This window comes from Paenibacillus sp. LBL (genome assembly GCF_029893715.1).
Classification (GTDB): Bacteria; Bacillota; Bacilli; order Paenibacillales; family Paenibacillaceae; genus Paenibacillus_AQ; species Paenibacillus_AQ glucanolyticus.
Window position 1 is genome coordinate 221,209 of record NZ_JARXYU010000004.1, and the last position, 11,367, is coordinate 232,575.

Annotated in this window: 14 protein-coding genes; all 14 read left to right on the top strand. The window is 48.6% G+C overall.

Going from position 1 to position 11,367, the window contains the following annotated elements:
* The first annotated feature begins 43 nt into the window (after positions 1–43).
* The 14 genes from der to M2277_RS12280 all read left to right on the top strand — a co-directional run bounded on the left by der (position 44) and on the right by M2277_RS12280 (position 11,363).
* Positions 44–1,366, top strand: a complete 1,323-nt coding sequence (der, locus tag M2277_RS12215; protein ID WP_006209453.1) for a ribosome biogenesis GTPase Der — start codon at positions 44–46, stop codon at positions 1,364–1,366.
* An 11-nt stretch (positions 1,367–1,377) separates the two neighbouring features.
* Positions 1,378–2,004, top strand: coding sequence for a glycerol-3-phosphate 1-O-acyltransferase PlsY (gene plsY, locus M2277_RS12220; RefSeq protein WP_006209454.1), 627 nt, complete (start codon positions 1,378–1,380; stop codon positions 2,002–2,004).
* Positions 1,997–3,037: an NAD(P)H-dependent glycerol-3-phosphate dehydrogenase gene (locus M2277_RS12225; RefSeq protein ID WP_006209455.1), complete on the top strand. Its 1,041-nt coding sequence runs from the start codon at positions 1,997–1,999 to the stop codon at positions 3,035–3,037. Before plsY ends, M2277_RS12225 begins: the two co-directional genes overlap by 8 nt.
* A gap of 63 nt (positions 3,038–3,100) precedes the next feature.
* Positions 3,101–3,376 carry a stage VI sporulation protein F gene (locus M2277_RS12230; RefSeq protein WP_006209456.1) on the top strand — a complete coding sequence of 92 codons (276 nt, stop codon included), beginning with the start codon at positions 3,101–3,103 and terminating at the stop codon, positions 3,374–3,376.
* A 142-nt stretch (positions 3,377–3,518) separates the two neighbouring features.
* Positions 3,519–3,698: a DUF2768 family protein gene (locus M2277_RS12235; protein ID WP_006209457.1), complete on the top strand. Its 180-nt coding sequence runs from the start codon at positions 3,519–3,521 to the stop codon at positions 3,696–3,698.
* Positions 3,699–3,740: 42 nt separating this feature from the next.
* Positions 3,741–4,331 (top strand): hypothetical protein, encoded by a 591-nt coding sequence (locus M2277_RS12240; protein WP_280754834.1) that lies wholly within the window; start codon positions 3,741–3,743, stop codon positions 4,329–4,331.
* Between the two features lie 67 nt (positions 4,332–4,398).
* Entirely contained in the window at positions 4,399–4,758 is a 360-nt protein-coding gene (locus M2277_RS12245; protein ID WP_280754930.1) for a 2Fe-2S iron-sulfur cluster-binding protein, read from the top strand.
* A 36-nt stretch (positions 4,759–4,794) separates the two neighbouring features.
* Positions 4,795–5,535 (top strand): DUF3939 domain-containing protein, encoded by a 741-nt coding sequence (locus M2277_RS12250; RefSeq protein WP_040680535.1) that lies wholly within the window; start codon positions 4,795–4,797, stop codon positions 5,533–5,535.
* A 556-nt stretch (positions 5,536–6,091) separates the two neighbouring features.
* Complete coding sequence (gene spoIVA, locus M2277_RS12255) at positions 6,092–7,570, top strand: stage IV sporulation protein A (RefSeq protein WP_006209462.1); 1,479 nt, start codon at positions 6,092–6,094, stop codon at positions 7,568–7,570.
* A gap of 260 nt (positions 7,571–7,830) precedes the next feature.
* Positions 7,831–8,103, top strand: a complete 273-nt coding sequence (locus M2277_RS12260; protein ID WP_006209463.1) for an HU family DNA-binding protein — start codon at positions 7,831–7,833, stop codon at positions 8,101–8,103.
* 84 nt (positions 8,104–8,187) lie between these two features.
* On the top strand, positions 8,188–8,412 hold the full coding sequence (gene mtrB, locus M2277_RS12265) for a trp RNA-binding attenuation protein MtrB (protein ID WP_036636837.1): 225 nt from the start codon (positions 8,188–8,190) through the stop codon (positions 8,410–8,412).
* Positions 8,413–8,770: 358 nt separating this feature from the next.
* Complete coding sequence (locus tag M2277_RS12270) at positions 8,771–9,733, top strand: 1,4-dihydroxy-2-naphthoate polyprenyltransferase (RefSeq protein WP_280754835.1); 963 nt, start codon at positions 8,771–8,773, stop codon at positions 9,731–9,733.
* 114 nt (positions 9,734–9,847) lie between these two features.
* Positions 9,848–10,390, top strand: a complete 543-nt coding sequence (locus M2277_RS12275; protein ID WP_006209467.1) for a hypothetical protein — start codon at positions 9,848–9,850, stop codon at positions 10,388–10,390.
* A gap of 112 nt (positions 10,391–10,502) precedes the next feature.
* Positions 10,503–11,363 (top strand): heptaprenyl diphosphate synthase component 1, encoded by an 861-nt coding sequence (locus M2277_RS12280; RefSeq protein ID WP_036636841.1) that lies wholly within the window; start codon positions 10,503–10,505, stop codon positions 11,361–11,363.
* The last annotated feature ends 4 nt before the right edge of the window (positions 11,364–11,367 follow it).

Consider the following 11,367-nt stretch of genomic DNA (forward strand, 5'->3'; position numbering starts at 1 on the left):
TTTGCTATGATGATAATCGTAAGAATTGACAGGAGGAGTGACTATGGCAAGACCCGTAGTGGCTATCGTTGGACGACCTAACGTCGGTAAATCCACCATATTTAACCGACTGATTGGCGACAGATTAGCCATCGTTGAAGATAAACCGGGCATTACCCGTGACCGGATTTACGGAAGTGCCGAATGGAACGGCAAAGCGTTCAGCGTCATCGATACCGGGGGTATCGAAATCGACGGTGACGACATGATATTGAAATCCATACGCATGCAGGCAGAGCTTGCGATTGAAGAAGCGGATGTCATCGTATTTATGTGCGATGCTAAAGCGGGGGTTACCCAATCGGACGAGGAAGTTGCACAAATTCTGTTCCGATCCGGCAAGCCGGTTATTCTAAGCGTAAACAAAGTGGATAATTTGAAGCGCGTTGATGATATCTACGAATTCTATTCCTTAGGATTTGGCGATCCTGTGGGCATATCGGGAAGCCACGGGACCGGAATCGGGGATCTGCTTGACGTTGTCGTGGAGAACTTGCCGGAGCTTGAGGATGACGGATATGACGAGGATGTTATTCGCGTCGCTTTGATTGGCAGACCGAATGTCGGCAAGTCTTCCCTCGTTAACGCGATATTGGGAGAAGAACGTGTTATTGTCAGCGACGTTGCCGGGACTACGCGTGATGCAATTGATACACCGTTCGAGAAAGACGGGCAGCGTTATGTGCTCATCGATACCGCAGGTATGCGTAAGCGGGGCAAGGTCTACGAGACGACAGAGAAATACAGTGTCATGCGTGCGATGCGTGCCATCGAGCGTGCAGATGTGGTGCTCGTGCTCATTAATGGCGAGGAAGGCATCATCGAGCAGGACAAGCATATTGCAGGGTATGCATACGAGGCTGGTAAAGCTTCTTTGTTCGTTGTCAACAAATGGGATATGGTTGAGAAGGAAGATAAGACGATGCAGCAGTTCGAGAAGAAGATCCGGGATCATTTCTTGTTCATGACCTACGCACCGATCGTATTCCTGTCCGCCAAAACAAAGCAGAGATTGCAGAAGCTGCTCCCCGTGGTTAAACATGTGGCCGATCAGCATTCACTTCGCGTCCAGACACATCTGCTTAACGATGTGATATCGGATGCGATTGCCATCAATCCGCCTCCAACGGATAAAGGAAGAAGATTGCGCATTAACTACTCAACACAGGTTGCGGTTAAACCGCCAACCATGGTTGTATTTGTCAACGATCCTGAATTGATGCACTTCTCGTATGAGCGTTATCTCGAGAACAAGATTCGGGCAGCGTTTGATTTTGAAGGTACACCCATCAGGATATTTACACGAAGAAAGTCTGATGAGAGTTAGGGGAGAATAGCTTGATTCTGGAGATCGTAGCGATTGTAGTGTGTTATTTACTTGGTTCGGTGAGCTTTAGCGTACTATTTGCCAAAATCCTCAAAGGGATCGACATTCGCCAGCATGGCAGCGGCAACGCCGGGGCAACCAATACCCTCCGCGTCTTGGGGAAAGGGCCTGCCATACTTGTGTTGGCATTGGATGTAATGAAGGGCATCGCTGCGGTTTGGATCGGACGATGGCTCGGGGGAGACAATGAGTGGCTGCCTGGTTTATGCGGGATTGCGGCCATAATCGGTCATAATTGGCCGCTCTATTTCCGTTTTCGAGGCGGCAAAGGGATTGCAACCGCCATTGGTGTGCTGGCCACACTTTGCTTTTTACCGGCGTTTATAGCAGGCATTATTGCAATTCTATCGATTGTTTTTACCCGTTATGTATCTTTGGGTTCCCTTATTTTTGTACTTCTCACCCCTGTTTTTCTTTTAATTGCAGGATATTCTTGGCCGATTTTTTGGACAAGCTTGATTATATGTGTGTTCGCCTTCTGGCGGCATCGTACGAATATTGTGAAGCTTGTACAGGGTCGTGAGAATAAGTTGGGTTCGGGAAAAGGAAAAGACAAAGGAGGGAAGCGTGTTGTCTGACAAAGTCGCTGTTCTGGTGGCAGGTAGTTGGGGAACCGCTTTGGCAAGTGTTCTCGCTTCGAATCATCTGAATGTTGTAGTCTGGACAAGAACGGAGGAACAGACTCGTGAAATTAACGAGTCTCATACCAATAACCGTTATTTGCCCGGTGTGGAGTTATCATCGAATATCCGCGCTACAACCCATATGGAAGAAGCGGTTTCTTCGGCTGTTGCTGTGGTCATTGTTGCACCTTCATCCGCTATGCGGGAGGTCACGGGCCAATTGAAGCCATATTGGACTGAGGATATGCTGGTCATCCATGCGACGAAGGGGTTCGAGACTGAATCATTGAAGCGGATGTCTACCGTCATTTCCGAGGAGCTTGGCTGTGAGGAAGGACGTGTGGTGGTATTATCCGGACCAAGCCACGCGGAAGAAGTAGTTAGACGCTGTCCTACTACCGTTGTTGTAGCATCATCGGATGCTGCGGCCGCCACAGCTACCCAGGATTTGTTTATGAACACGTATTTCAGAGTATATACGAACCGGGATATGATCGGTGTGGAACTTGCCGGGGCTTTGAAGAATATCATTGCACTAGGTGCCGGGATGTCAGATGGCTTGGGCTTTGGTGACAACGCCAAGGCAGCGCTCATCACCAGAGGGTTGGCGGAAATATTGCGAATCGGTATGGAGATGGGAGCAAATCCGCTTACGTTTGCCGGGCTTGCCGGCATCGGGGACCTTGTGGTTACCGCTACGAGTCAACACAGCCGGAACTGGCGAGCAGGCTCTATGCTGGGCCAAGGCAAGAAGCTGGACGAAGTTCTGGGCTCCATGGGGATGGTTGTGGAAGGAATTCGGACGACCAAAGCGGCACATGCCATTTCTGAGAAATATGGCGTGCAGATGCCGATTGCCGATCAGCTGTATCATGTGCTCTTCCAGGATCGCAATCCCCGTACTGCTGTGGAAGCTTTAATGGGCCGGGATCCCAAGACCGAGATGGAATTGATGCCGCTTGAAACTTGGGAACAGTGGCACACCTAGCTTATTCACCATTCCGATAGCTCTCTCATATATTGTTGTGAGGATGTCGGAGGAGGGGTGGAAATGAGCAAAAGCTTTCACAAGGATGTACTGAATGCGATTAACAAGAAAAGCGGCAAGAAAATTTCTTCAGGGGCTGTCAATAAGCTGGCTAGCACGGTTAAGCCGTCTACAATGCAAAATGAAGCCCAGCTCCGTCAACTGATCAAACAGGTGTCTTCCATGGCGAACATACCGGTTAGTGAGGATACAATCCAGGAGATTGTCGGAGCCGTGAAGAAGAGCGGCATGAATCCAAGCAATATGGAAGCCTTGATGAAAATGATGATGAACAAATAAGTTGCAGCAATGATGAACAAAAGCCACGTCCGGCTGGGCGGCGGCTTTTGTTCTTTTTTTCGACAAACCTGGGGTGAGGCGGTACCGTTTTCGTGATATAATAGGTTGAATAATTTGATGAGAGATTGGAGAGTTTCGTGACATGGATCCAATGCAAAAGATGTGGCTGTCCCTTGTCGCATTATTGATTATGGCGCTGTCTGTCATCGTGGTTACACTTGCGCGAAGCAAGACGAAGGGTTTCCTGCGCGGCACTTTGTCGTTTGTGGCCTTTATGATGATGATTTTTGGTTTTATTATTGGACTGGCCTCCATCATATAACAAAGGAAGCCGTCAGGGATGATAAGGTAAAAGGGGTGCAGCATGACGCTGAATGATCTGCCGGAATTGGAGACGGTACTAGCTGCCGCCATTCACAGACTGAATCGGGCTTATACCGCATGGCTGCTTGGCGGGAGCTGCAGCTTGCTTCTACAGGACGTGAAGCTGGATAAACCGCCGAGGGATATCGATTTATATACCGATGCGGAGGGTGTTCACCCATTGCATGAGACGCTGGCTTCAGCGGCAGTTGATGCTCCCCGCCTTGATCAGGAAGGAATGTATTCCTCGATTCTGAGCCACTATGTCATTAACGAAGTCCCTATCGAGCTGGTGGGCAGCTTTCAGATCAATTCTTCAGGATCCTCCTATAGGGTAGAGATTGAGTCACTCTTGTACCAAGCAGCGCCAGAGAGCCGTATACGGGACGCTGCGGTACGGCTGATGCCGTTATCCCATGAACTGGTGTTCAACGTGCTGCGGGACAGGCAGGATCGTTATGAAGCTATTGGGGAGGCTATCCTGAAGGACAAGGACAATCACATTCCGCTTCTCCAGCAGTTAATAAGCCGTAATCGTCTGAGCGTGGAGCATCTTGAGATACTGAATCGTTTAATGGGACTGCAGCTTTAGCATTGCATATGTAGATGCAATTACGAAGGTTAGTGTACATAAGGAAGAAAAGGGGGTGCGTTTACCGGTGGACTACGAGGTGTTGTTTTTGCCAGATCAGAAAAAAGCCAAGGTTCGTCAACATACGAATGTTCTGGATGCCTCTCGTCGGGCTGGTGTACGTATTCCGACCCGTTGTGGAGGAAAAGCCGGCTGTTTGATGTGCAAGGTTATCATACCGAAGGAGGAGCGTGGGCACTGCTTGCCCCCTGAATCCAAGGAAATTCGAAAGCTGGGTTCAACCCTTATCGAGCAAGGCTACCGGTTATCCTGTCAAACAAGAATAACAGACCATGTAACGGTCATGATTCCGGAGGATCAGCTCAAAGCTGCGGTACGCAAGCAGTTGGAGGCTGCGAGGAGCCGAGATTTGGATGATTTTATTTAAAGTGAAGGATGATGTTAGTTGAGTATTGTCAATGGGATGACCCAAGCAGGGGGCCGTTCAAAGCGGATGTCTGCCATCTTGATCCTGGTACTTTTTCCGATGCTGCTGACCGGCTGCCTGTACCCTGATGAGAAATTACAGGAGAACCAGGTTTCATACAGGGAGAGTATCAAGAGAATACAATCGGCAGTGGACGATTTTTACAAGGAGCAGGGAATACTGCCGATTATAACGGCTGGCCAGGAGATTCCGCGGTATGAGAAGTACCGGGTCGATCTGGATCAACTCAAGGGCAGAGGATACCTCGATGAGATTCCGAACACGGCTTTCGAGCAGGGTGGCAGCGGTTACTTTCTTATTATTAATGAAGAAACGAAGCCAACCGTGAAGGTCATGGACTTGACCACGACCCAGAAGGTGAATGACGTTCAAAGAGCAGTGAATCTGTATAAAATGTCCCATGACAACGCCCTGCCGGCAGGCGAAGCCCTCTATCCGGGTTATACGGCGGTGGACTTGTCCAAGACCGATGCCAAGTCCCTGAAACTGATGAGTGTGTATTCGGGTCAGGAGATGACCTTCATCATGGATGAAGAGGGTACCGTTTATGCGGATTACGCCTTCGATATTATGCAGGCCATCCAGAAAAATGGGGCCGATCCCCAAGAAGGACAAGATTTACGGGTGTTTTTGGAGGAAGAATCCTACTATGTCCCCGTAAAATCAGTCGCTTACACGTGGAAGGACGGGCAGCCCGTGGCCCAGCCGCAATCCTGACTCCTATCTGTAATACCCGTCGAGCCCGGCGGGTATTTTTTTGTTTTAGCAGCAAAGGATCGGCCATGCACTCCTTTTGATGATTTTTTGAAATTGAATGAATCTATTTGGAATATCTATTAAAGTGCGCGCATATTCATAATCTGAAAGAGTAGTGCGGGCAAGAGTCGGTTGCCCACATCATGAGGTTCAGGGCAACGTCCGGGGACGCATCATGAGAACAGACCGCTCCATGCGGTGGTTTTTTCTTGGGATATTTGATTTTTCGTGTCTAGTTTGTTTAGACATCTTCGATATCTTAAAAAAAACTGGACGGACTTTAAGGGGCAACCGTCATATTTTTGAACCCGGTACATATGATGTTACTAGTCCAAATGCATGTACGAGTTACGCCGCTTTGCCGTTTCCATCAAAACTCATGGAATACCGGCGGCGGGATGCTGGCGACATTGTAAAGGCTGCTCATCTGTTGCAATGGCTTTGGCTATGAGTGGAACACGAAGCGGATGCTCTTAAAGCATTTTTCCTTCGGAGTAATTTGAGGAGGGGATCTCTTTTGGAAAAAGTGGACATTTTTAAGGACATTGCCGAACGGACCGGAGGGGACATTTACTTAGGTGTTGTCGGTGCCGTCCGTACGGGAAAATCAACTTTCATTAAGCGGTTTATGGAGACGATTGTTCTCCCGAACATTACGAACGAGGCGGATCGAGTAAGAGCTGTCGATGAGCTGCCTCAAAGTGCTGCAGGGAAAACGATCATGACAACCGAGCCGAAATTTGTGCCAAACAATGCGGTGCAGATTAAGGTTACGGATGGTCTTGAGGTCAACGTACGACTGGTGGATTGCGTAGGCTACGCTGTTGAAGGCGCCAAGGGATACGAGGACGAGAACGGCCCTAGAATGATCTCGACACCATGGTTCGAAGAACCGATTCCGTTCCAGGAAGCGGCTGAAATCGGAACACGCAAAGTCATTCAGGAGCACTCAACACTTGGTGTTGTTGTAACGACAGACGGCAGCATCGCTGAGATCCCGCGCAGTTCTTACGTTGAAGCGGAAGAGCGGGTCATTGAGGAACTGAAGGAAGTTGGCAAGCCATTCGTGGTTGTGATTAACTCCACGCGTCCACGCAGTGAAGAAACCCTTCAACTGCGTAATGAGCTGGCAGAGAAGTACGACATTCCGGTAATGACACTGAGCGCGGCTACAATGACCGAAGATGATGTAACCGGCGTTCTTCGCGAAGTATTGTATGAGTTCCCTGTACATGAGGTGAATGTCAACCTGCCTAGCTGGGTTATGGTGCTCAACGAGAACCACTGGCTGCGCAGCAACTACGAGAACTCGGTTAGAGACACCGTGAAAGATATCCGTCGCCTGCGCGATGTGGATCGTGTTGTCAGCCAGTTCATGGAGTATGACTTTATTAACCACGCTGGTCTTAGCGGTATGAATATGGGGCAGGGCGTCGCAGAGATCGATCTCTTCGCTCCTGACGAATTGTATGATCGGATCTTGATGGAGGTCGTTGGTGTTGAGATTCGTGGCAAAGATCATCTGCTGCAGCTGATGCAGGAGTTCTCCCATGCCAAACGGGAGTATGACCGCTTCGCTGAAGCTCTTGAAATGGTCAAAACAACAGGTTACGGTATTGCAGCTCCTTCGCTGGCTGAGATGGCTCTCGATGAGCCTGAGCTTATCCGCCAGGGCACCCGCTTTGGGGTAAGATTGAAAGCGACGGCGCCTTCCATCCATATGATTCGAGTCGATGTGGAATCCGAGTTCTCGCCGATTATCGGAACAGAGAAGCAGAGTGAGGAGCTTGTCCGCTATCTGATGCAGGATTTCGAGAACGATCCGATCAAAATTTGGGAATCCGATATATTCGGACGCTCGCTGCACTCGATCGTCCGCGAAGGAATTCAGGGCAAAATTGCCATGATGCCAGACAATGCAAGATACAAATTACAGGAAACGCTCGGTCGCATTATTAACGAGGGTTCCGGCGGTTTGATCGCCATTATTCTCTAATCCAGGCGTTGATAGGAAGCGGAAAAAAGCAGTCGCTAGCGGGTCAAAAGTCCCGATTAGCGGCTGTTTTTCGTGTTTTCTTTGGTCCAATAAAGCAAAACGCTTGAAATTATGAGATGGCTGTATTACTATAAATTTGTTCCGCGTCATGCATTCTAAACGCGAGATAGGGGTAAAATACCCGATTGCACGTATAATTTGCGGTAAAACGGAAACAGTGAATAGCAAGTGGAGCACATCCTTGTTAGGGAGGTGAAAGAATGAATAAATCGGATCTGATCACACAAGTAGCTGAATCTACTGAGCTGTCGAAGAAAGATGCAACTAAAGCGGTTGATGCCGTTTTCGATGCGATCTCTGAAGCACTGCAAAGTGGAGACAAGGTTCAACTGGTTGGCTTTGGCAACTTCGAGGTTCGCGAGCGTTCCGCACGGAAAGGCCGCAACCCGCAGACAGGTGAAGAAATCGAAATCCCTGCGAGCAAAATTCCTGCATTTAAACCTGGTAAAGCGCTCAAAGACGGAATCAAATAAAGATTTCTACATATTACCTAAGAGCACAGGTCGTGAATTCGTTCACGGCCTTTTCTTTTAGACTTACGGTCAGGAGGTCTGGAAATGGAGAACGTTCAGAACGGAGATTATTTTGTTGTCAAAGCACTTGACCACGGGGTTCAAGTCATCGGTCTTACCCGCGGACAGGACACCCGTTTTCATCATACCGAGAAGCTGGATAAAGGCGAAGTCATCATCGCACAGTTCACGGATCATACATCGGCAGTGAAAATACGCGGTAAAGCGGAAGTCATGACGAAACACGGGAAAATCGAATCTGGCAGTTAATTTTCACTTGGCATTTTTGAGAAGCCCCACCATGATCGGTGGCGGCTTTTTTTGTATGGAACGTTTTTTTGACGTGGAAGTGCGTAAACACATTGTTAAAAGTCCTATGGTCGAGTTAACTTACGATGGATATACTAGCGGGCTGGTATGGCCTGGACCGCTGGGCACTGCCGCTGCTGGGAACACCGTGGAGCCGTAGAAGAATAGACAAGGATACATCCGACTAGGTTGGTGTTTGCCCCTAGAAAGTAACATTCGTCACTTTTGAAGCTGTTTTGTCAAGTACAATTCGAACAGCCTCCTGTTTTCACATCCTTTAATCTGGAGTTAGATACTTTTATGATAAAGGGTGATGAAGATGGGAGTCCGATCTTTTTTTAAACTGGTGGAAATTCAGACAAAGGTAGCCAGCATGATCCCGTTCCTGTTAGGAACCTTGTACGCGCTGTTTCGCTTTCAGCAGTTTGAAGGGTATCATTTTGTCCTCATGCTGGCTTCATTATTGTCGTTTGATATGGCAACGACAGCGATCAATAACTACTATGATTACAAAAAAGCGATCAAGACGAATGGTTTCGGTTATGAGCAGCATAATGCGATTGTGCGTTATAAACTAAAGGAGACGGCTGTCCTGTGTGTGATTGTGGTGCTTTTGCTGACGGCAGTCGGCTCCGGCATCGCGCTCTTTCTCTCCACGGGCTGGCTGATCCTGCTGCTTGGAGGATTGTCCTTTGCGGTAGGGATCTTATATTCGTTCGGTCCGATTCCGATCTCAAGAATGCCGCTTGGAGAGCTGTTCTCGGGATTGTTTATGGGATTTGTCATCATTTTTATCTCGGTTTGGATCCACGTGGATAAGGACAGACTGGCGGTTCTTGATATACATGGAGGGATGCTCTCGCTTCAGGTGAATCTTCCCGAAGTCCTGCTGCTGCTTGTCGTGTCCCTTCCGGCTATTCTCGGAATTGCTAACATCATGCTGGCAAACAACATCTGTGATATGGATGAGGATATGGAGAACAAGCGGTACACGCTGCCGGTATACATCGGGTTCAAGCATTCCTTATCGCTGTTCCGTATTTTCTACGGTCTCGCATACCTTGATCTGCTGGCCCTTCTTATGTTGAAGGTGCACCCCGTGCTTGTTCTTCTGGTGTTTGTAACGATTATTCCGGTTTATAAAAAAGGGGTGCAATTTACGGCTCGTCCTTCTAAAGAGAAGACATTCGTGATCGCGGTACAAAATTTTGTTCTGATGAATATGGCCCGAATTGCTGCCCTCGGGGTGGCAGTGACGCTAACAGCTCTATCGATCCTCTAGTCCGAAAACTAATCGTTATATCTTAAAGCAGGCATAGCCTGCTTTTTTTCTTTATACAATGAGGTATGGACTTAATGGGAGCGGAGGAAACTATGGACAGAGGAGGTAGATAATATGAAGCATTGGCCATCCGTACGAGCTGTTCTTGTGCCGGCGGCTATCGCCTGCATGATACTTGCGCTGCTTATTAGCGTGCAGTCACAAACGCGTTATAAGGTCGGAGCTGTGACCGCTGCAATCCCTTATCATTCCCGGGAGTTAAACGATGCCGGATTAGTGGATGCGCTGATGGAGCTCCCTCTCCATCTTAGGATTAGCCGTGCGGATTATGATGACGGCGCTCTGACTCTGGATATCAAATTAAACGATCAATCAGATACCGTAACCGACGTCTATGAGGATGTTGCAAGTGTTATGTCCTTCTCGTTTGAGGGTACCGATAATGTACAGCAGTTGTATTTGAGAGTGATAGCCATTGATCGCTGGGGCGGGAAGCGATACATGCTGTTGGCATCGAACATGAGCAGAGAAACATGGGATCCTCGGTATGCAGAAGCACTCACCCAACTTGAGAACGGCGATATGCCGCCGGCCTTAACAAGCTCCCTCAACATAACATTTACGAATCTTTGGCTGAAGCAATTCAGCAGCCCTTGAAACGGGTAAATTAGTAGATGACAGGGCATGTACGTGCCTTGAACATGTGTTATAATAGATTGGATTGTGGGCTCAATTGGACAAAAGAACATCAAGTGCACGGAGGCTGAGAATGAAATCGTATCGCGTACCAGAACTGGCAGAGAAATATATGAATTATGATATGATTAAGAACCACACGGATCTTCCGGAATTCCCGGATGCCCGTGTTCATTTGCTATACATATTTTTAAAGGATTCGGGACGAAATATTTCCGGACACGAAGAATTGTACGCGCTGGTTACCTCACTGGTTCAAGTGGGACTCGATACGCATGAGAGCATCGATGTTACGGAGGGCAATCAAGGAGAGGCGCTGATGAGATCCCGGCAGTTAAAAGTTCTCGCAGGGGATTACTTCAGCAGCCGATTTTACCAACTTCTTGCCCTGAAGGGCGAAATCGCTGTTATCTCACTTCTTAGCAAGGCTGTGAGCGATGTTAACGTGATGAAGATGAATTTGTACGGCAAAATGAAAGAAGCACTGCTGCCTTCGGAAGATTATTTAAGTCTAACGGTACAGCTGAACATGCAGCTGTTTCTTTCTTTTACTCCGCTGCTTGAGGAATCCGTGCAAGAGACTTGGGAGAAGCTGCTCAGGGAAATCACGGAATGTGAAACACTTGTGCAGGAGATGGAACGCTGTGCAACGCCTGAATTCGGCAGATGGGGTTACGCCTATTGGCATCTGATCGAGGCGGGAAGCGATGAGGAACGGAAAATGCTGGTCGGTAAGAGGACGGATATGAAGGATTGGAAGAAGCTGATTCTGAAGCACAAGGCATCAGAGAAGCTGCTGGATAAGCTCCGGGAATCGGTAAGTGCCATTCAGCAGCAGCTGGCAAGCCGCGTAGAAGAGAGCCCTTACGCCGGCATATTGGACCCTTTCCTGAAACGGCTCAGCACGTTCCGGTCCGTCGTAAGTGAAGGGTAGGGGG

Coding starts and splice junctions, on each gene's coding strand:
- der (WP_006209453.1), top strand. CDS start 44: ATGGCAAGACCCGTAGTGGCTATCGTTGGACGACCTAACGTCGGTAAA.
- M2277_RS12230 (WP_006209456.1), top strand. CDS start 3,101: ATGAGCAAAAGCTTTCACAAGGATGTACTGAATGCGATTAACAAGAAA.
- M2277_RS12235 (WP_006209457.1), top strand. CDS start 3,519: ATGGATCCAATGCAAAAGATGTGGCTGTCCCTTGTCGCATTATTGATT.
- M2277_RS12240 (WP_280754834.1), top strand. CDS start 3,741: ATGACGCTGAATGATCTGCCGGAATTGGAGACGGTACTAGCTGCCGCC.
- M2277_RS12250 (WP_040680535.1), top strand. CDS start 4,795: ATGACCCAAGCAGGGGGCCGTTCAAAGCGGATGTCTGCCATCTTGATC.
- M2277_RS12260 (WP_006209463.1), top strand. CDS start 7,831: ATGAATAAATCGGATCTGATCACACAAGTAGCTGAATCTACTGAGCTG.
- mtrB (WP_036636837.1), top strand. CDS start 8,188: ATGGAGAACGTTCAGAACGGAGATTATTTTGTTGTCAAAGCACTTGAC.
- M2277_RS12270 (WP_280754835.1), top strand. CDS start 8,771: ATGGGAGTCCGATCTTTTTTTAAACTGGTGGAAATTCAGACAAAGGTA.
- M2277_RS12275 (WP_006209467.1), top strand. CDS start 9,848: ATGAAGCATTGGCCATCCGTACGAGCTGTTCTTGTGCCGGCGGCTATC.
- M2277_RS12280 (WP_036636841.1), top strand. CDS start 10,503: ATGAAATCGTATCGCGTACCAGAACTGGCAGAGAAATATATGAATTAT.